At 39.9% G+C, this 21237-nt stretch carries 21 protein-coding genes; 15 read left to right on the top strand and 6 right to left on the bottom strand.

The window, feature by feature from the left end; translation table 11 throughout:
- Nucleotides 1-153: 153 nt before the first annotated feature.
- Entirely contained in the window at nt 154-441 is a 288-nt protein-coding gene (locus E0E32_RS15840) for a hypothetical protein (protein ID WP_130860145.1), read from the top strand.
- 62 nt (nt 442-503) lie between these two features.
- On the opposite strand, the gene E0E32_RS15835 is transcribed toward E0E32_RS15840, so the two are convergent.
- The gene (locus E0E32_RS15835; protein ID WP_066194962.1) at nt 504-1307 is read right to left on the bottom strand and encodes an NAD kinase; all 804 of its coding nucleotides are present in this window, start codon (nt 1305-1307) and stop codon (nt 504-506) included.
- Between the two features lie 143 nt (nt 1308-1450).
- On the opposite strand from E0E32_RS15835, the gene E0E32_RS15830 reads away from it, so the two are divergent.
- The 6 genes from E0E32_RS15830 to E0E32_RS15805 all read left to right on the top strand — a co-directional run bounded on the left by E0E32_RS15830 (nt 1451) and on the right by E0E32_RS15805 (nt 7695).
- A complete protein-coding gene (locus E0E32_RS15830; RefSeq protein ID WP_066194960.1) occupies nt 1451-1942 on the top strand; it encodes a DUF2953 domain-containing protein in 492 nt (163 codons plus the stop codon).
- Nucleotides 1929-2351 (top strand): GerW family sporulation protein, encoded by a 423-nt coding sequence (gene ytfJ / locus E0E32_RS15825; RefSeq protein WP_130860143.1) that lies wholly within the window; start codon nt 1929-1931, stop codon nt 2349-2351. Before E0E32_RS15830 ends, ytfJ begins: the two co-directional genes overlap by 14 nt.
- Before the next feature lie 111 nt (nt 2352-2462).
- Nucleotides 2463-3440: a class I SAM-dependent methyltransferase gene (locus E0E32_RS15820; RefSeq protein ID WP_130860142.1), complete on the top strand. Its 978-nt coding sequence runs from the start codon at nt 2463-2465 to the stop codon at nt 3438-3440.
- Nucleotides 3441-3612: 172 nt separating this feature from the next.
- Nucleotides 3613-4821 (top strand): acetate kinase, encoded by a 1209-nt coding sequence (locus E0E32_RS15815; RefSeq protein ID WP_130860141.1) that lies wholly within the window; start codon nt 3613-3615, stop codon nt 4819-4821.
- A gap of 260 nt (nt 4822-5081) precedes the next feature.
- Nucleotides 5082-6695 carry a glutathione ABC transporter substrate-binding protein gene (locus E0E32_RS15810; RefSeq protein WP_434059215.1) on the top strand — a complete coding sequence of 538 codons (1614 nt, stop codon included), beginning with the start codon at nt 5082-5084 and terminating at the stop codon, nt 6693-6695.
- 106 nt (nt 6696-6801) lie between these two features.
- Nucleotides 6802-7695, top strand: coding sequence for a PhzF family phenazine biosynthesis protein (locus E0E32_RS15805; protein ID WP_130860140.1), 894 nt, complete (start codon nt 6802-6804; stop codon nt 7693-7695).
- A gap of 396 nt (nt 7696-8091) precedes the next feature.
- Here E0E32_RS15805 and E0E32_RS15800 read toward each other — a convergent pair whose 3' ends face one another.
- The 5 genes from E0E32_RS15800 to E0E32_RS15780 all read right to left on the bottom strand — a co-directional run bounded on the left by E0E32_RS15800 (nt 8092) and on the right by E0E32_RS15780 (nt 12949).
- Nucleotides 8092-9099: an ABC transporter ATP-binding protein gene (locus E0E32_RS15800; protein ID WP_130860139.1), complete on the bottom strand. Its 1008-nt coding sequence runs from the start codon at nt 9097-9099 to the stop codon at nt 8092-8094.
- Complete coding sequence (locus tag E0E32_RS15795) at nt 9071-10099, bottom strand: ABC transporter ATP-binding protein (protein ID WP_066194947.1); 1029 nt, start codon at nt 10097-10099, stop codon at nt 9071-9073. The genes E0E32_RS15800 and E0E32_RS15795 overlap by 29 nt, the downstream gene beginning before the upstream one ends.
- Before the next feature lie 24 nt (nt 10100-10123).
- Nucleotides 10124-11044 carry an ABC transporter permease gene (locus tag E0E32_RS15790; protein ID WP_066194944.1) on the bottom strand — a complete coding sequence of 307 codons (921 nt, stop codon included), beginning with the start codon at nt 11042-11044 and terminating at the stop codon, nt 10124-10126.
- A gap of 18 nt (nt 11045-11062) precedes the next feature.
- Nucleotides 11063-11962, bottom strand: a complete 900-nt coding sequence (locus tag E0E32_RS15785) for an ABC transporter permease (protein ID WP_066194941.1) — start codon at nt 11960-11962, stop codon at nt 11063-11065.
- Between the two features lie 543 nt (nt 11963-12505).
- Nucleotides 12506-12949: a universal stress protein gene (locus tag E0E32_RS15780; RefSeq protein ID WP_066194938.1), complete on the bottom strand. Its 444-nt coding sequence runs from the start codon at nt 12947-12949 to the stop codon at nt 12506-12508.
- A 271-nt stretch (nt 12950-13220) separates the two neighbouring features.
- On the opposite strand from E0E32_RS15780, the gene E0E32_RS15775 reads away from it, so the two are divergent.
- The 8 genes from E0E32_RS15775 to E0E32_RS15740 all read left to right on the top strand — a co-directional run bounded on the left by E0E32_RS15775 (nt 13221) and on the right by E0E32_RS15740 (nt 21230).
- The gene (locus E0E32_RS15775) at nt 13221-13976 is read left to right on the top strand and encodes an SDR family oxidoreductase (protein ID WP_350308633.1); all 756 of its coding nucleotides are present in this window, start codon (nt 13221-13223) and stop codon (nt 13974-13976) included.
- 211 nt (nt 13977-14187) lie between these two features.
- Nucleotides 14188-14700, top strand: a complete 513-nt coding sequence (locus E0E32_RS15770; RefSeq protein ID WP_066194932.1) for a DUF4178 domain-containing protein — start codon at nt 14188-14190, stop codon at nt 14698-14700.
- Between the two features lie 20 nt (nt 14701-14720).
- Nucleotides 14721-15389, top strand: coding sequence for a PspA/IM30 family protein (locus E0E32_RS15765; RefSeq protein ID WP_066194930.1), 669 nt, complete (start codon nt 14721-14723; stop codon nt 15387-15389).
- A 77-nt stretch (nt 15390-15466) separates the two neighbouring features.
- The gene (locus tag E0E32_RS15760) at nt 15467-16132 is read left to right on the top strand and encodes a DUF4247 domain-containing protein (protein ID WP_286171949.1); all 666 of its coding nucleotides are present in this window, start codon (nt 15467-15469) and stop codon (nt 16130-16132) included.
- 19 nt (nt 16133-16151) lie between these two features.
- Nucleotides 16152-16547 (top strand): DUF350 domain-containing protein, encoded by a 396-nt coding sequence (locus E0E32_RS15755; RefSeq protein WP_066194927.1) that lies wholly within the window; start codon nt 16152-16154, stop codon nt 16545-16547.
- 161 nt (nt 16548-16708) lie between these two features.
- Nucleotides 16709-18244, top strand: coding sequence for a polyamine aminopropyltransferase (locus E0E32_RS15750; protein WP_130860137.1), 1536 nt, complete (start codon nt 16709-16711; stop codon nt 18242-18244).
- Nucleotides 18245-18311: 67 nt separating this feature from the next.
- Complete coding sequence (locus E0E32_RS15745; RefSeq protein ID WP_066194919.1) at nt 18312-18992, top strand: metal-dependent hydrolase; 681 nt, start codon at nt 18312-18314, stop codon at nt 18990-18992.
- A 924-nt stretch (nt 18993-19916) separates the two neighbouring features.
- Nucleotides 19917-21230: a DRTGG domain-containing protein gene (locus E0E32_RS15740; protein ID WP_130860136.1), complete on the top strand. Its 1314-nt coding sequence runs from the start codon at nt 19917-19919 to the stop codon at nt 21228-21230.
- Nucleotides 21231-21237 lie beyond the last annotated feature (7 nt).

Below are 21237 nucleotides of genomic sequence, written 5' to 3'. Positions count from 1 at the left end.
AAGGAATAGATGATGATTCCAGCCTGTTTTATGTTGGAAATATATAGAACTTCTATTAAATTGGTGTTGGTCTGGTATTGTTTGTGAAAAAATGAATCCGATGACAGCCCCAAAAAGAGTGATGTTTTTGGAAAACTGGTCATCATCCCGTAAATGACGGCCAAAAAAGGTGGAAATCCGGAAAAAATGGGCGTCATTCTGAAAATGACGGCCAAAAAAGGTGGAAATCCGGAAAAAATGGGCGTCATCCCGAAAATGACGGCCAAAAAAGGTGGAAATCCGGAAAAAATGGGCGTCATTCCGAAAGTGACGGCCAAAAAAGGTGGAAATCCGGAAAAAATGTCCGTCATCCCGAAAATGACGGACAAAGCTATATTAGTGAAAAGACGAATAAACAGCTCAAGGAACAACTTAGACAAATCACCGCAGAGTACTAGCTAATTACTAGTAAAAAGCCTCCATGATATGACTGACATGGGGGCTTCCGCTCTTTAATACTATCGTTAAGATAAAAAGGTGCGCTGTACGCGATCCCAGAAAGAGTTGTCCTTTAATTTAACGGTTTTAATCCGTTTATCACTTAATTTCACCGTAAGAGATTGGATATTCTGGATCGAGTAAGCCTCATTATCCAATCCTACAATTGGATAGTCATTCCCATCCTGGATCACTTCCAGTCGCAGAGTGCGATCCTGATTCAAGACGAAAGAGGAACCCAGGGTACGATAATGATTATTATTCATCGAAGCGACCTCACTGACTTGAAAACACGGAATCTTCGGATCAATCACAGCGCCAGATGCTGATTTATTATACCCCGTACTCCCGGTTGGTGTCGCTACAATCAGTCCATCTCCACGAAAGCTTTCAAAATAATTATCATCAATCAGTACATCAATCACAATCGTTTTGATGATGTTTGAACGGACGGTCACTTCATTTAAACATTGAAAAGATGTTTTTCCATTTATCATGACGTCGATGACTGGAAATTCTCGAACCTCAATGTTATCTGTCATCATCGAATCCACCATGCGATCATAATTATCGATATTAAAGTCACAGTACAGCCCGGATTCATCGGCATGAGTAATACCAAGGTATACACAATTTTCACGGAATTGGGACTGTCTTACTGCTTGAAGAAACTCCCGATCTCCACCAAAGCTGATCACAATATTGGCATGATCTGAATTTTCTACAATTTTAAACCCCTGTTCCGTTACATAATCAAAAAGAGGGGTTAGTTTATCCAAAGTTTCTTGATCTTTTTTGTAAAAAAAGAAAATGTTTGATCGACTATCCATACGTTTACCTCCTAAATAAAATACTTCTAAAGTCATTTTATCATGATTTAACATACGTTCCTATTGAAAACTACTTATCGTACGCTTGCAAGAATGAAGTTTCTTAAAACGTTCATAATAAGTAGACAGAGGTGAGGTTTATGATGATTGCTTTGATCGCTATATGTATGATTGTATTGGTCTTTTTGCTATTATTTTTTTTATTAGCGATAAACCTTGATGTCCACTGGTTATGGAATGAGGAAGAACGCTATTTGAAAGTGAAATGTCACATTTTGCGCATCCCTGTCTATACCAAAAGAATTACCGCCGATCAATCACTTGATTTATTCGTAGATCATCATCAATGGCGTGAACGGATGACGTACATTTTTCATCATGCGGAAGTGAAGCAGATTCGTTCGGAGACAATTGTAGCAACATCAGACCCAGGTCATACGGCTTATCTCTACGTTTTTCTGCAAAGTATTGCGGAATGGCTTCGATCAATACAGAATACAGATATCGCCGTATCCGCTGATTTTGACGAAGAGGTATTGCAAACAGAAGGAGAATGCATGATATCGATGAAATTGAGTCAAACTATTGGAGAATTGAATAAATGGCGAAAGGAGTTTTCACATGGAAGAGAATAGCCAAAACGAACATCCCTTGGAAGGGTTTATGACGTTAACCATGGATCATTTAAAACAATTAATTGAGGTAGATACAGCAATTGGTAAACCGATTGAGTTACCAAATGGAAAGGTAATGATTCCGTTATCACACGTAAAATATGGATTTGCTACAGGGGGAAGTGAATTTATCCCTAAAAGTCAAAAAAGCAGCCAGCAAGAATCCATCATTCCATTCGGCGGCGGGGGAGGAGGGAGTGTTTCTGTAACTCCAACGGCATTTTTACTAATTAGCAAAGATAATGTAGAGGTATTAAACTTACATCAAGACCAAAATCATGAAGAAGTACCACACAAACTAACGGAAAAAAATCCTGATTTGATTCAACAGGTGGTAGAGTTATTAAAGGAAAGAAAAGAAAAAAAGTAAAAATCCGACCCTGTTGGCATGTAAATAAGGCTTCTCAGTAGACAAATTGAATGACAAGCCCTCATAATATATGGGCAGTTATTCAATTTGTTTAGAGATGGGGGAAAGAGGATGTCATTTGATATAGAAAAAGTGTTTTCAGCATTTGACCAATTCGTGACCACGATTGAAACAACCGAAAACGAGACTTATTTAGATAGTATTACTTATGCCTTACGAGCGATTCAGACGGAAGAGGAATTAGACTTGCCCAATCAAGAAACCCAAGATCGGTTATCCTACTTAAAAAGTGTGTTTCTCACCGATAAACCCGAAAGCGAATCGAGTCGTAAGGTTATCCAGCTCGCACTAATTAAGGGAATGAAAGGATCTGTCCAGCAACAGCATTTGATAACCCCAGACTCCGTTGCCATGTTTATCGGTTATTTTTTAGAAAAACTAGTAGGTGATCACAAGCAGATTAGCTTATTGGATCCAGCTGTTGGTTCAGCGAATTTATTAACCGCCGTCATTAACCAAATTCAACCCGAAGTTCAGGCTTATGGCAGTGAAATCGATCCAACATTGCTGCAAATTGCGGTAGAAAGTGCCAATGTACAAAGGACTGAGGTAGAATTCTTTCATCAGGACAGTTTAACACCATTGCTACTGGATCCTGTTGACGCCGTGGTTGCTGACCTTCCTGTTGGATACTATCCAGACGATCAGCAGGCTGGTCATTTCATCTTACAAGCAGAAGATGAGCACGCCTATGCACACCATCTTTTTATCGAACAAAGCTTAAATTATACGAAAGAAGCTGGTTATGTCCTATGTCTTATTCCCAATTTCTTATTTACTAGTGATCAAAGTGAGAAATTACAGAAATACTTACGGGATCATGCCCATATACTGGCGATATTACAATTGCCTATGTCTATGTTTGCCTCAGAACAACAGGCGAAAAGTATTCTCGTATTACAAAAACAAGGTAAAACAACACAGCCGCCCAAACAAACGTTAATGGCCCAATTACCATCGTTCAAAGAGGTTCAAAAAACACAAAATATTCTGTTGAAAATAGATGAATGGTTCCAAAGTGAACGCTAGAAATAAACTGAAAATTAAAAATTTGTGAAGCAAACGTTAACATCAAACATTCCTGTTGCAAACTTATTCTGACGGTGTTTAAATAAGGGTATAAGAGATTATTCAAATTGTTTTGAACATACATGATAAATGATCTTACATTAGCAGGATAATTTGGAAGGGACTGAACATATTGCGTAAAATTCTAGCGGTGAATGCAGGAAGTTCTTCTTTGAAATTCCAATTGTTTGAAATGCCTGAGGAAAAAGTTGTATCTAAAGGTCTTATTGAACGAATCGGTATCAACAACTCTACTTTCACCATAGAGTATGGAAATGAAGAAGATAAAGAAGTAACAGAAATTGCAGATCATGCAGTTGCAGTAAAATTATTATTAGAAAAATTAACATCAGCTGGGGTCATTGAAACTCTGGAAGAGATTGACGGAATTGGACATCGTGTGGTTCACGGTGGTGAAAAATTCAATGACTCGGTTGTGATTACAGAGGAAGTAATTCAAGAAATTGAGGAAATTTCTGAATTGGCCCCGTTGCACAACCCTGCTAATTTAACAGGGATCAAAGCTTTTCGTGAGGTATTGCCAAATGTGCCTGCTGTAGCAGTATTTGATACGGCGTTCCATCAGACGATGCCTGAGCAATCTTTCTTGTATAGTTTACCTTATGAATATTATAAGAAATATGGCATTCGTAAATATGGCTTCCACGGTACATCACATAAATATGTATCCGAGAGGGCTTCGGAGTTAATGGGTATTCCCTTGGATCAATTACGCTTGATATCCTGTCACTTAGGTAATGGGGCAAGTATTGCAGCTATTGAAGGTGGCAAATCGATTGATACTTCGATGGGCTTTACCCCGCTTGCCGGTGTAACAATGGGAACAAGGTCAGGGAACATTGATCCGGCGTTGATTCCATATATCATGGATAAAACAGGACAATCAGCACAAGAAGTCATGAGTATTTTAAACAAGAAAAGTGGTATGCTGGCTTTATCTGGCTTTTCCAGTGATCTTCGGGATATCCAAGAGAAGGCGGCAGAAGGTGAAGACAGGGCTGAATTAGCACTAGAGGTATTCGCAGAACGAATTCATAAATATATTGGCTCCTATGCAGCCCGTATGCAGGGGGTAGACGCAATTATCTTCACGGCTGGTGTTGGTGAGAACAGTATTGACATTCGAGAACGTGTTCTAAAAGGCTTAGAGTTTATGGGTGTATATTGGGATCAAACATCCAATCATATTCGTGGAAAAGAAGCCTTTGTCAATTACCCACACTCTCCGGTTAAGGTAATAGTGATCCCGACGAACGAGGAAGTAATGATCGCCCGAGATGTGATGCGTTTGACGCAGAATACACCAGTGGGACAAGCTTAAAAAGCAAAATATTACGAACGAGTAAGTTGGCCGTTCTCTTTCTATACAAGCATAGAAAGAGAGCGGTCGTTTTATAGTTGTTCTCAAAACGCTAATAACACTCTGGTATGCTTCTCTTTGCAAAATTTGAAATAGTTTAAATAATTAGAATTTTTGAAATTCTTTCCAAGCGGTTGAATTTTTGCGAATTTTCTTATATATTAGAAAAAGATTATGATTTCTTTACATGATCTTTACAAAATATTAAGGGGGAATTTTGATTGAAGAAGTCTAGATACTTACTACTGTCTTTACTCTTTATGTTGTCGCTCGCACTCGTTGCTTGTGCTGGAGATGGAGAGCCAGAAGAGGATACTTCAGGAAATGACTCTTCAGACTCATCAGGGGAAGAGGCCTCTGGTTCTGGAGGAGATTTAGTCATTTCATTACCTTCCGATGTGGTTTCATTGTCACCACAAGGAGATAATGATGTGCCTTCTAGTAACGTCCGTGAGAATATGTTTGAAACACTTACCACATTGAACGAAGATATGGAAGTGGAACCGGGATTGGCAACAGAGTGGGAACAAACGGATGATTTAACTTGGGAATTCACACTTCAAGAAGGCGTGAAGTTCCATGATGATGCTGATTTTAATGCAGAAGCAGTAAAGAAAACATTTGATAGATTGAAGGACCCTGATGTTGCTTCTCCTCGTGCCTTTTTATTAGCGGAAGTAGACAATGTAGAGGTAGTTGACGACTACACGGTTAGATTGACGCTAACTGAACCGTTTGCACCATTGCTGGCAAACTTAGCTCATAGTGGGACTAGTATTATGAGTCCTGAAATCGTTGATGAAGACTATGCTACAGTGGAAGACGGTGGAGATTATAACGAATATATTACCCAAAATCCTGTAGGAACAGGTCCATTCGAATTGGATGACTGGACAGCAGGTGAAAGTGTTACGTTAACTAGAAATGATGATTACTGGGGAGAGCCAGCCAAATTGGATAGTGTTCAATTTAAGGTTGTCTCTGAACAGAGTGCTCGTGTGGCAGAATTGGAATCAGGTGTATCGCATGTAGCGGATCAAATTGGTCCAAACAATATTTCTCGTGTAGATAACCTTTCTGATGCCAGTGTAATCCAAGAGGACAGTGTATCAGTTTCTTATATTGGTTTTAATACTCAAAAAGAACCATTTGATGATCCAAGAGTACGCCAGGCATTAACCATGGCTATCGATAAAGAACAAATTATTGATGGTGTTATGAATGGTGTGGGGATTCCAGCCATTGGCGCCTTAGCCCCGCCGGTATTTGGTTACGATGATTCGATTGAAGGTCTTGAATATGACCCGGAAGCTGCCCAAGAATTGTTGGCAGAAGCGGGTTATGAAGATGGCTTCCAAACAACCATCTGGACTAATGATAATGAACAGCGTGTCGATACAGCTATCAACTTGCAATCTCAACTAAGCGAGATTGGTGTGGATGTGGAAATTGAAGAATTAGAATGGGGCGCATACCTTGAACGTACAGCTAATGGTGAACACGATATGTTTATCTTAGGCTGGTCTACTGTAACTGGTGATGCTGATTATGGTTTATATCCATTATTCCACAGCTCACAATTAGGGGACCCAGGAAACCGTGCCTTCCTTGAAGATGAAGAAGTAGATCGCTTATTGGATGAAGGACGTGTCGAAACAGATCCAGATGAGCGTTTGGCGATCTATTCGGAAGTGCAAGAAAGACTGGTAGATCTTGCTCCGATGTTATATACACATCATCAGCAGTACCTATTAGGGGTAAATGATTCAGTGAAAGATTTCACGATTGATGCTCAAGGTATCTATCAATTAAACGACGCTTATATTGAGGAATAGGTTCTATTTCGCATAATGCAGATATGAATCAACAAAAAGGCTTCTTCTAAAAGTGAAGAAGCCTTTTTATGTATAGAAAATTCGATTAAACAAAAGGAGAGATAGGATGCCATCCATCCAGGTCTATCATTATGATGCTTTCACCACAAAACCCGGTAAAGGAAACCCTGCAGGAATCGTTTTAAACGGAGACGAATTAAGTGAGATACAGATGCAGGAAATTGCTTATCAAGTAGGCTTTAATGAAACTGCCTTTTTGGTGGAGTCAGAGATAGCAGACTGGGGAATACGTTTTTTCACACCAGGACATGAAATGAACTTATGTGGTCATGCGACCATCGCAACCATTTATGCAGTAAAAACACAAAAGCTATTAGTCGAAAAGTCAACATTAACGATAGAAACAAAGGCAGGTGTTTTGCCACTAACGATTGATTCTACGTCAGACAAAGAGACAGATATCATCATGAATCAAGCATCTCCCACCTTTCAAGCATTTAGGGGTTCCAAGCAGGATCTAGCCAAATCCATTGGTTTACAAGAAACGGAGCTTGACGACCAATTATCGATTGTATATGGCAGTACTGGTACCTGGACACTATTGGTACCCATCAAAGAATTAGCGGTTTTTCAAAAGATGAAACCGAATAATCAGGATTTCCCTTCCATATTGCAGGAAATCCCAGCTTCCTCTGTTCATCCTTTTTGTACAGAAACGTATAATCCTCAGGCAGATATGCACGCCCGTCATTTTTCTTCACCGTATTCAGGGACGATAGAGGATGCAGTAACTGGCACGGCTTCTGGGGCAATGGGTGCTTATTTTGCTACTTATATGGATAAGGGTTTTGATGAGTCTTTAAACCTGATGGTGGAGCAAGGGCATGAAATAAGTAAAGAAGGGATGGTCGGAGTAAAAGTTTCAAAACGCGCAAATACATTGGATGTGAAGATAACTGGAAATGCTGTATATGTAAATGATATGGAGGTAATTATTTAGAAAAGAGATAAGCATATCAAACATGCCACATAAAAACAGCCTGCTCGTTTTGTAAGCAGACTGTTTTTAAAATATACGTTATCGTGCGTGTTCAAAAATGCCGTTAAATAGGACCTCGTTGGCTAAAACCTCAGGCGTCCTGGGACTGCGATTACTCGCCCCACCGAACCCATTTGTTGCAACGCCGACACTAGTACGTCCTGTACGTCGAAAGTTTAAGGCGGCGCAGTCTCCCGGTACCGGAACGTATGCTTTTCATACGTGAGGAACGGACTCACGCAGGATGTGTTGACTTCTGCGTTGCCTACAGAACGTGGGCGGTCTTAGTAGAAGTTCCTATATAGCCAACGCAGAAATTCGCCGCGTCTTTTTTTGTTGGTCTTTTTGAACATCCTCTTATACCGTTTTTTCTTGTGCCATAATCTCTTCCATATGATGACAAGCTCCTTTGTGACCTTCTTGCATGCCTTCGATCGTACGAAGTTCAGGAACTTTGTTTTTACACACTTCGGTTGCAAACGGACATCTCGTATGGAATCGACACCCAGTTGGTGGGTCAATCGGAGAAGGGATATCCCCTTTTAACATAATCCGTTTTCTCTTCGCTTCTGGATCAGGAACAGGAATCGAAGAAAGTAATGCCTTGGTATAAGGGTGTTTCGGATTGTCAAAGATAGACTTTTTGTCACCTACTTCTACAATCTTCCCAAGGTACATCACAATGATCTTATCCGAAATATGACGAACTACTCCCAAGTCATGGGCAATAAAAAGAAATGTCAGGTTAAACTCTCGCTGCAACTTTCTCAATAGATTCAATACTTGAGCCTGTACGGATACATCAAGTGCTGAGACTGCTTCATCACAGATAATCAGCTTAGGCTCAACAGAAAGAGCGCGGGCTATTCCGATACGTTGTCGTTGTCCGCCAGAAAACTCATGGGGATAACGATCAATCTGTTCTGGGTTTAACCCGACCGTTTCGATCAACTCCATTGCACGTTCCCGTCTTTTTGCTTTTGGAACCACATTTTGAATTTCCATTGCTTCTGTTAAAATTTGACTAACGGTTTGTCTAGGATTAAGCGAAGCATACGGATCTTGAAAAATAACCTGTAAGTCCTTACGTTTCTTTCTCATCTCACGTTTATTTAAAGACAGTAAATCAATACCATCAAAATCAATTGTACCATCTGTTGGTTCATCCAGGCGTAAGATAGCTCTGCCAGTGGTAGACTTCCCGCAGCCGGATTCACCTACTACACTTAGTGTTTCTCCTTCATTTATAGTGAAAGAGATATCATCGACCGCTTTTACGTGGTTAATGGTTCTGCCAAAGATTCCCCCTTTAATAGGGAAATATTGTTTCAAATGATTAACTTTGAGCAGTTCTTTTTGACTCATTCACATTCACCTCCGGATCTCCATCCCAACGGTCTGTATAAATCCAACAGCGGATTTGTTCGCCGTCTTTGATTTCTTCAAGTGCTGGTAGTTCTTTCACACATAATTCTGTTGCGAAAGGACATCTCGGTGCAAAACGGCACCCCTCTGGCATATTTTTCGGACTTGGTACATTTCCTTTAATTGGTTCTAATTCATCAACATCGGTATCATGACGTGGAATAGAGTTTAATAAGCCAACCGTATACGGATGTTTTGGTGACTTAAACAGGTCATTGACTGGCTGATACTCCACGACTTTACCTGCATACATGACAGCAACATAGTCACATGTTTCTGCCACTACACCCATATCGTGAGTGATCATAATAACCGACATGTTTAATTCCTCTTGCAGTTGTTTAATTAACTGTAAGATCTGTGCTTGGATGGTAACGTCTAATGCGGTTGTTGGTTCGTCTGCAATCAATAATTCTGGATTACAGGCCAAGGCCATCGCAATCATAATCCTTTGTCTCATACCCCCAGATAGTTCATGAGGGTATTGTTTAATACGTGTTTCTGGAGATGGGATACCTACTAATTTTAACAACTCTATCGCTTTATCTGCTTCTGCTTTTTTACCAAGGTCCTGGTGTACATTCAATGTCTCGCGTATTTGTTGTCCAATCGTATAGACCGGGTTAAGCGAGGTCATTGGTTCTTGGAAAATCATCGAGATTTCATTACCACGAATCGACCGAATCTCTTTCTCGCTTAATTTCGTTAAATCGCGATCTTTGAAGTTGATTTCCCCACCTTTAATCTTACCTGGTTTATCTAGAAGCTGCAGAATCGACATAGCTGTAATACTTTTCCCTGAACCAGATTCTCCAACAATACCAATCGTTTTACCCTTGGGAAGCTGGAAGGAAACCCCATCGACAGCTTTTATTTCAAATCCATCGACCGTAAAAGAGGTCTGAAGATCTTTAATATCTAAAATGGTTTCTTTATTCATGAAATATCACCTCACTTCAAAAGTTTAGTCTAGGTTAATTCGTTTGTTTAAGAATTTATAGGAAATATCGACAATAAGATTGACAATGACAAAAACGACGGAAATAACAAGGACTGACGCTTGAACGACAGGGAAGTCTCTTGCTAAGATTCGATCAACAATCAATTTGCCCATTCCATTAATTGCAAAAACAGATTCGGTTAATACGGCACCAGCTAAAAGACTTCCAAACTGTAGACCGATGACTGTAACCACCGGGATTAAGGCATTCTTTAAAGCATGACGATAGATAACCGTTCTTTCTTTTAATCCTTTTGCACGAGCGGTTCGGATATAATCCTGTGATATGACCTCCAGCATACTGGATCGTGTCATACGGGCAATCACCGCTGCCCCCATGGTTCCTAAAGTCACAACTGGCAGAATGACCTGTTGGAACGACCCCCAGCCTGTTGGCGGTAATAAGCCAAGGTTAAGAGAGAACCATTGCATCAACATTAAACCTAACCAGAAATTAGGCATGGATAGTCCAAATAGTGCGACTAACATAATACCAACATCAGAGAAAGAATACTGTCTTACGGCGGAGATAACTCCTGCAATTAGTCCAAGGAATACACTAAATATGGTACTGTAAACTGCTAATTCAAACGTAACCCAAAACTTTGGCCAGAGCTCCTGCCCTACAGGAAGGCTGGTTCGCCAAGATGTTCCAAAATCCAGCATGGCGGCGTCTTTAAGAAAATGAAAATACTGTACAACAATTGGGTCGTTTAAGCCTAGTCGATTTTCGATTTGTTCAATGGTATCGGCAGGCACGTTTTCACCTGCGATAATTTGTGCCGGGTTACCGGGGGTCAGGTGCATAAGTGAAAACACTAATATTGTAACACCTAGCAATACAGGTATTAATTGTAAAATACGTCTGACAATAAATTGAAACAATTGTCACACCTTCTTCCTTTAATTTTTGTTCGATTTAGGATCTAATGCGTCTCGCAATCCGTCACCTAGGATGTTAAATGCCAATACGATTAACATAATAACCAAGCCAGGGAAAAGAGCAATATGTCCAGCATCCCACATATAGTCTCGGCCATCACTAAGTAAGGCACCAAGTTCAGGAGAAGGCGGTTGTTCCCCCATTCCCAAGAAGGATAAACCACTAGCGGTTAGGACCGCACTTGCTATAAATAAACTGGCCTGTACAATAATTGGTGACAAGATATTTGGCAGAATATGCTTCCCAATAATTCGTAAATCCGAGGCGCCTAATGCCTTCATCGCATCCACATATTCCAGGTTCTTATTAGCGAGTGTGGAACCACGTACAATTCGGGAAAAAGTTGGAATAGCAAAGATAGCAATGGCATAGATTACATTGGTTCTGCTCGGTTCAAAGATACTAACCAACGCTAATGCTAATAAGATACCAGGAAACGCCAGCAAGATATCCATTAACCGCATAATCACGGCATCCACTTTTCCACCGTAATAACCGGATATAACCCCAATGATCGTCCCGACGAATCCGCCTAACACGGTCGCAACAAAACCGATAAACATGGTAATACCAACACCATGAATGACACGAGTGAAGATATCCCGACCGTGTTGATCAGTGCCAAACCAATGATCAGCGGATGGACCGACGAATTTCGCCCCGTAATCTACTGTGTCCGGCTCCATGCTTGTCAAGAATGGTCCGATAAGAGCTACTAGTACTAAAAATATAATGAAATATCCACCAACTAAGGCACTCTTATTTTTAATTAGTTTTTTATAGAATTCTTTTAAGCTTCTTCTCCATGGTCCTTCTGATTTTATTTTTTGACCGGAGAAGCCTACTTGTTCCGTTTTCAATATGTTTACCCCCTTCGATTACAGATACGAATGTTTACTTATAACACTTTTTATTTACAGATTTCAAATTATTTCTGGATTCACCTTATTTATACTATAAAGCGTACCATGTATTCCGTATCTAAAATGGATGGCTTTATAATATAAGTAAAATGTCGCCTTTAATAGCACAGAAAAAAATGCATTTTGATCTGTTAAGAAAAGGTTACAAGTGTATGAAGAAAACCATACTTACTAACTATAGCACAATTAAAAAGAGAAATTAATAAATTAAAAAAAATCGTAATTTTCAAAATTATCATACAATAACGCTCGACGTCATAAAACAAGGGAATAGCTACTTTTCTGGTAAATTAGCCCATTCCAATCCCAATGAAAAAAGGTGTTATTTCACGCGTGCAGAAGTGGGAAATAACGGCGCCTTCTATATGAAAAAAGGAAGATCGCACCCAGGATATTTTTACTATATATGTTAAAATAGAGATCAAAAACATGGGGATCTCCATGCTTTTGATCTCTATGCTATCTTACAACTTCTTTGCGCTAACTTCTTATCACAAGCACATCACATTTGGCATATCTTGTAATGCTCTCTGATACACTTCCAATTAAAAAGCGTTCCACTGCATTCATCCCTGTTGCCCCGCATATAATTAAATCTGCTTCAAATTTGCTCGCTAGGTCTTTTGGGATTTTGATTTTTGGTGAGCCTATTTCAACATGAGTGGTAATATCCTTCACACCACGATTGCTTGCTTTCTCCTTGTACTCATCCAGTAACGTTTTGGCATAGTCTTCGGAGCGTGAAGCCAGACTTTGATCATATACCTCTGGAGCAATGGTGGTAATGGTTCTTGTATCAATGACATGAACCAAAAATAGTTTGGCATCATTTCGTAAGACAACATCTACTGCTTTTTTGAAAGCTAATTCTGAAGCTTCTGATCCATCAACTGCTACTAGAATTCGATCATATTCAAATGCCATAATAAAATCCCCCTTTGAACTATATATTCATTATAACATGTATACGTTTTCTTTGTGTATAGATAAATTTACACTTTTGTTACATTTTTTTGATAAATGAGGGCGTACTTTGTTAGCACAATAATAGAAAAATAGTCATGATTCGTGTACCATAGGAATATAGAAGTGTTTAGATGAAAGTCATCCAGTGAAAAATGGTAACTTCCACTTGTACGTTGTGTACAGGGAGGAGGTTAGGCTTTTGGACATTAAAAATGCTTGAGGGGGAAACATTGTGGGACATGCCTTTATAACAGCAGGAACAAAAGGCTTGGGTTTAAAGGTGACGGAAGCTTTTATTAATAGTGGTCATACCGTCTCTGTTACATACTATTCCGATAAGGAAAGGGCAAAGGAACTTGAGACTGCCTATCCTAATACTGTACTGGAAGTTATTCCATTAGATGTGAGCAGCCAAGAAGCCATAGAAACTGCCGTGCATCAGGCTGTGCAAAAATTCGGTACGATTGATTACTTAATTAATAATGCAGGTCCATTCATTTTTGAAAGAAAGAATCTGATGGATTACACAGAGGGGGAATGGAATAGCGCCGTCCGAGGTAACCTGGACGCTGTTTTTCATTTATTAAAAAGAACGATCCCAGCCATGAGGGAGCAGAGATTTGGCCGTGTAGTTAACTACGGTTTTCAAGCTGCACATACTGCTGCGGGTTGGAAGGATCGTGCCGCTTTTGCTGCAGCAAAGGTTGGGCTAGTTTCCTTAACTAAATCGATAGCCTATGAAGAAGCGGCGCATGGTATCACCGCAAATATGGTTTGTCCTGGGGATATCACTGGTGAAATGAAAGAAGCAACCATTGATTACAGCCGAATGGTTCCTGATCAAGCAACGCCGATTGGCCGTTCTGGTACAGGAGAGGATATTGCACGCACAGTGATGTTCCTGTGCGAAAAGGATGCAGACATGATCACAGGTTCTGTAATTGATGTAACAGGAGGACTAGATGTGGTTCATCAAACTAGATAAGTTGAACGTCTAAATGTAACAAAAACGTGTGACAAGCAAGTCTTTGCTCGCATGATTTTCTGATCATACTGCGTCAATGGATCAAGAGCGCCTATTCGATCCATGAGAAATTATTTTATTCAACTTATTATAGATAATCTTTTTAAAAAAATTGAAACCTTCTAGGGAGTCACACGTAAATAATAGTATTAAAGGAAATGAGGTGCACCAGTTGGGGTTTTTTGCAAAACTATTCTCAAAAAAAGACCAACCAAAGAAAGTCAAACAAAGGGATGTTCTCTCTATTGAAGTAGGGGATATTCTGGAATATGATTTGGCAGATTATGAAGTGGTTGGTAAAATAACGTATAGGGAAGGTAAATACGTCTGGTACAGCTATCAGCTTTTGGGAGAGAGTAAAACGATCTGGCTGAGTGCTGAGATGGATGATGCGTTAGAATTAGGTATCTATGAGAAAATACAGCTGCCAGATGCAAATGATTTTCCTAGTAAGTTAAGTTTTCAACAAACTGCTTATCATTTGGATGAGGATGGTCATGCGGAAGTAACCGGAGAAGGCAGAAGCAGTTCCCTTACCGGTCAGCGCATTCATTACGCAGAATATTGTAATGAGGAGGAAACCTCATATATTAGTGTGGAGGAGTGGGGCAGTGATGTAGAAGCGAGTATAGGATATCCTATTCAGCCTTACGAAATTAAGATTATTGCAGGTACTAGCCAATAAAAAAACAGGAGGAATGTTCTATGTTTAAATTTTTTAATCGAATCAAAACGGTAGTGAGCTCTGAATTGAATTCCATGATTGACCGTGCGGAGGACCCGGTGAAAATGCTGGATCAATTTATGCGAGATATGGAGTCTGATATTCGAGAAGTAGAGCAGGCAGTAGCTAAACAAATTGCAAATGAAAAGATGTTGAAGCGTAAATCAGATGATGCTCAAAAATTAGTGGAGAAACGTCAAACTCAAGCGGAACAAGCCATTGAAGCAGGTAATGACGATCTGGCGAGAAGAGCATTGCAAGATAAAAACGAACAAGAATCACAAGCAAATACGCTCCGTTCCTCATGGGAACGCGCAAAACAAGATGCAGATCAACTTCGTGACAAACTGGATGAAATGAAAAAAGAATACCAGGATATGCAATTGAAGAAAGATTCCTTGAAAGCAAGGGCAGAATCTGCTCAAACACGTACTAAAATGAATCGCACCATGTCTTCAATTGGTAATGATGACTCCAAACGTGGATTTGAGCGTATGGAGGAAAAGGTATTACAATTTGAGGCAGAAGCAGATACCAGCGAAGATTTATCACAGGCAAGCAAAACACTGGATGATGAGTTTGAAGCATTGGAAAAAAACGGTGTGGACGATGAGTTGGCAGAGTTGAAGAAGAAGTTAGGTAAAGAGTAATTAGTTGCAGTAGAAAGAACCTAAATGTAATTAGGTTCTTTCTACCTGTTTGGCCAAGATGTCAGGAGGTGACCTCTTTGTATAAAAAACTGCTCCTATTGATGTTCCTTCTGCTGGGAGGATTGTTAGCAGGATGCCAAGCAAATGCCTTTGGTGGAGGATCGCTCTTTAATGAATCAGGGGCAATCACAGAATCCGATTTACAAGTGAGCGAATCAAAGCAAGAGACGATTGATCAATTAGAGACAGACAGCAACGCCGATATCGAAGCATTAATTTCTAATCATTTTCCTTTTGTTGATACTGTGTCAGGTGAACAGGCTACTGCCAATGTTTACGGTACATTACAATTTGGTGTAGAGGAACTGGCCACTTTATTAAATGACATTCAACCAGCTACTGAAGTTAGTGATTATAAAGAAGGTCAGCAAATTCTTATTTATCAGGACCAGTTTGTCACATTGAAAGAAAGTGAAGAAGTGGAAGATGCAACACTCGTAGAAGTTGCCAGTGAGCAATTTGTAAGGAATAATTACGCCCCTAGTTTCTTAACGACCTATTTCACGATTAGGATGTTAGATGGTTTGTTCGGCAACAATTGGGTAACGGATCGGCATAATTATTGCAGAAACAACGGCTGTTACGGTGGATATAGCTCTACCACTAGTTATGATAATGTAACCACCAACCGTAAACGAGGTACCGGCTCTTATCGGGGTGGCGGACCTGGTGTAGGAAAATAATAAAGGAGGGAATGTAAATATGGCTCCATTTGTGTTAACGTTTTTTTATTTTATTGCGGCTATCATAATTGTTATTATAGGACTCGTTTTATTTGAGTGGCTGACAACAAAGTATAAGGATTGGGAGCAAATTAAACAAGGCAATCAAGCCATTGCCCTTTCTGTGGCAGGGAAGATAGTCGGGATTTGTATTGTGCTGGCGTTTGCGATTTACCATAGTATTACCATTACTGAAACACTGATTTGGGGAGCGTATGGTATGGTATTGCAACTCGTCGCTTATTTCATCTTTGAAGCATTGACTCGCAGTTTTTCTGTTGAAGAACAACTGAAAGAAAACAATCTGGCAGTAGGTATCATTTCCTTCGGTGTATCCCTAGGTTTAGCCTTTGTAATTGGGGCTTCTATTACATAATATGTACTTCATCCAGTAGGGGATCTTATGTATGATAACATTTTGCAGGAAAGAGCGTGTAATATTTCGTGCATTTCAAAAGACTTGGGGCTGTTGAGACGACAGCTCCTTTTCTGTTGATAATAAGAAGTTTGGGCTTAAAATGGAAGAAGGGAAGAACAATGGAAACCAAATTTAAGCAAAGCCAATTTATTTACTGGGCATCAGGGATTGTCTCCATTTGCGGGATTATCTTTGAAGTGCTTTTCGGAGCTCTAGGGTCCTATATTTTAGGAGATGGTGTCAAACAATATACATTGACCATTTCTTTATTTCTTACTGGAATGGGAATTGGCGCCAGCTTAAGTGAGAAAGTGACGAAAGAGCTCATTCTTTCATTTATTTATATTGAATACTTTGTAGCATTAATTGGAGGTTTATCCAGCTTTCTTATGTTTGCGGCAACGGCTTTTTTTGGAAACGGAACAGATGCGTTGTTCTTATATTCCATTACGTTGATAGTAGGTGCCTTAACAGGAGTGGAGCTACCGATATTAATTCGTAAAGCCAATGAGATAGGTGTGACCCTGCAAAAAAGCACGGCCAGGGTTCTTTTTTCTGACTATGCAGGTGGATTAATTGGCGGACTGTTATTCGCCTTCTTTCTACGACCTCAGCTGGGAATGGTGAAGACAGCCTTTTTAGTAGGTCTAATTAATTTAACCGTGGCGATGGTAGTCTTATATTTATTTCGCAAAGAATTGGCACGCAAATGGATACATACGGTGGTTGGGGGAGTAATTGGTGTTATATTAATCATCGGTTTATTATTTGGAGAAATGATTGCTTTGCAATTTGAAGAGAAAATATATACCGATCCCATCATCCATTCAGAGGAAAGTCCCTATCAAAAAATCATCCTTACCAAGCGGCAGGATGATGTTCGTCTATACTTAGATGGCGGGCTGCAATTTAGTTCTATTGATGAGCATAGGTATCATGAATTATTAATTCATCCAGCAGCAAGCATGGTAGATCAGCCTCGCAAGGCACTTGTGTTGGGAGGTGGAGATGGTTTGGCTGTGCGGGAACTATTAAAATATGATAGTTTACAATCGATTACCTTAGTTGATTTGGATGGATCGGTTGTAGAGCTGGCCAATAAAAATCCTTATTTATTGAGCTTAAACGAGGGTTCACTCCAAAACGATCGAGTAGAAGTTATTCAAGCTGATGCCTTTCAATATTTAGAAGGGCAAACGGCTTTATTCGATGTCATCTTCGTAGATTTACCGGATCCGAATAATGAGAGTTTGAATAAGCTTTACACCAAAGAGTTTTATTCCTTAGTACGAAATCATTTGCAACCAGACGGTGTTACGGCTATTCAAGCAACGAGCCCCGTGTTCGCCAGGGAGGTGTACTGGACTATTTCCAATACGATAGCGGCAACAGGGATGAATGTAGAAAATCTGCATATTGATGTTCCCAGCTTTGGTAATTGGGGCTTTGTCTTAGCAAGTAGAGAACCAATGACCATGGATAATATTAGTATCGATGTGGATACCGAATATTTAACCAGTGACCTGCTGCCTAGCTTGGCGATGTTTGGCAAGGATGAAGACAACCCCATGCAGGCAGAAGAAGACAGAGAGATTAATACTTTGATTGATCCTGTGCTTATTCAGATGTACGAAAGGGAATGGCAGTATTATTAACCTCACGTTTAAAACCTTTAAAAATGGGAAAGAGATGAATAAGGATTTTTTAAGAGGAGTGATGAGAGTGAAGGTATCGTTTCATGGACAGTCTTGTGTAAAGGTGGAGGCAGCAAACCACCAGATTTTAATCGACCCTTTTATTACAGGGAATGAGACAAGTGATCTAGATCCCGCTACACAAAATCCAGATGTGATTTTATTAACCCATGGGCATAATGATCATGTAGGAGATACGATTGATATTGCAAAACGATCTGGTTGTTTAATCGTAGCACCAAATGAATTGGCAGAGTATTTAGGCTCAAGGGGGCTGGATACCCACCCCATGCATATTGGAGGGGCACATAATTTTGAATTCGGCAGGGTGAAATTAACCCAAGCATTTCATGGATCGATGTTTCAAGATGAAGAAGGAAACTTGATCTATGGTGGTATGCCAGCAGGGTTACTCTTATTTGTTGAGGGCAAAACGATCTATCATGCTGGAGATACTGGTTTGTTCTCTGATTTGAAGCTGATTGGAGAAATGAATGATATTGACTTAGCCTTTCTACCGATAGGAGATAATTTCACGATGGGACCTGAGGATGCTTTAATAGCGGCCGATTGGATTCAGGCTAAAAAAGTGGTGCCGATGCATTATAATACGTTTCCGCTAATTGCTCAAGATGGAGCAGCTTTTAGCAAACAAGTAAGAACAGGCGAAGGGGTACACCTAGAACCAGGGGGAAGTATTGAACTTTAACATTAGCTAAAGCAATATAACGGAATAAACAAATGGGGATATGAAAAAGAAAACATGTCCCCATTTTTTTATAAGCAAATATATAATCCTTGGTATGATGGGACTTGGAATGATGTTGACCCTGAATGAACGAGAGTACCGATAAGATGGATGATGTAAAGTAACAAGTCCATCTATTCCATGTAGTAAAGTTGATGGTTTGTCTGTGCTAGACAGTGTTCCGAAAATAGGTTCTGCTTCGATGCATAGGACATGCAAGTGCAGGGTTGCAACAGGACGTTGCGATCTTAGTCAGCGGCCTTTATAGAGTCTCCGCCTATTTTCTCCGCTGAGTAGTAGTACTACAATCAAATGAACTGCTAGGATGAAACGTTCATGATACTATATTTCAGCCCATACTGCATAACCTTTTTTGAGAACGATTCGATCATACGTTGTGATTCTCATAAACGTGATCCATTACACAGTCGAAGAATTAGCTGACAATTTTATCCTTTTGTTACAACACTGTCTTGGTACCTAGAACACTTCATTCTTGCAGTAACAACCATTGTTGTACTCCAAACTAGCGCAGCATATTCCCGGAACGCTTGCTTTGCACAGATAAAACAATCAAACTTACCACTCCAGAAAGTGGACTACTTAACACCATCCATCTTATAGGCAGTTCAGTGACTTCTTTGAGTGGTCGGTAAAAGATCGGGAGGAATTTGGCCTGTTGTTCTTATAAAAAGCTATATGAATAGATCCCGTTTTTTCGCCATACAAAAGTAATACAGTTTCCATGTAGATACATAAAACAGTTCAGATCAAGAAGCCGAATAAATAAATAGTTCAAGAATAAATTGAATAATAGGATAATCAACTGTATAATAAAAACATGTGTTAAAATATTAGTACAGATGAAAGAATGGTGAATTGCAATTGGCTACAAAACATGAACAAATTCTATCTTTTATTGAGTCTCTTGCAGTAGGTAATAAAATTTCAGTGCGACAAATTGCAAAAGAGCTACATGTCAGTGAAGGGACCGCTTATCGAGCCATCAAAGAAGCAGAAAATCAGGGCCTTGTGAGCACCATTGAACGAGTAGGAACCATTCGAATTGAACGAAAACAAAAGGAAAACTTTGAAAATTTAACTTTTGCAGAAATTGTTAGTATTGTAGATGGTCAAGTACTCGGGGGCAGAGATGGATTGTACAAGACATTAAATAAATTTGTGATAGGTGCGATGAAGTTAGATGCCATGATGCGTTATACAGAGAAAGATTCATTGCTCATTGTGGGGAACCGAACAGAGGCTCACCAATTAGCATTAAAAGAAGGAGCGGCCGTACTGATTACGGGAGGCTTTGACACAGATGAGGAAGCAAAGCAGCTGGCAGATGAAAAACAACTTCCGATTATCTCCACAAGCTATGATACCTTTACTGTCGCAGCCATGATTAATCGCGCTATTTATGATCAGTTAATCAAGAAAGAAATCGTGTTAGTAGAGGATATCTATACGGATATCGAGCATACCTGTTTTCTTAACACGAAAGATGTGGTGGATAAGTGGTATGAATGGGAAGAGGAAACAACGCACAGCCGCTATCCGGTAGTGGATAATATGAATAAAGTAGTTGGGATTGTGACATCCAAAGATGTGATCCATAAGGAAAGAGACGTCTTGATCGAAAAGGTGATGACGAAAAATCCCCTAACCGTGATGAAAGAAACATCACTAGCTTATGCCGCTCATATGATGGTCTGGGAAGGAATAGAGATCATGCCTGTGATTGATCAACATCATCAACTGGAAGGATTAGTATCACGTCAAGATGTATTGAAGGCGCTACAGCATATTCAGAAACAGCCACAAGTTGGTGAAACGATTGATGACATTGTTGCAAGTTACTTTGATCAAGTCCCCTCTGATTCTCATCAAATGATCTACCGTGCGGAGATAACTCCCCAAATGACTAATCAGCTTGGAACCTTATCGTATGGTGTCTTCGTTTCCTATGTGATCGAATCGGCCAGACGAATGCTGCGTCAGATGAAAAAGGGTGACTTAGTAGTCGAGCATATTACGGTCTATTTTATTAAGCCAGTACAACTGGAAACCACCGTCACATTTCAACCCCAGATTATTGATATCGGTAGAAAGTCGGCGAAAGTAGATGTGGAAGTGTTACATGAAAAAAAGGTGGTTGGTAAGGCGATGCTAGTGGCGCAATTAATTGATCGCTAACGTTTGG

It is taken from the genome of Gracilibacillus phocaeensis, from assembly GCF_900626275.1.
GTDB classification, from domain to species: Bacteria; Bacillota; Bacilli; order Bacillales; family Amphibacillaceae; genus Gracilibacillus; species Gracilibacillus timonensis.
The sequence above is the reverse complement of the archived record's forward strand: the minus strand, read 5'-3'. Positions and strand labels throughout refer to the sequence as shown.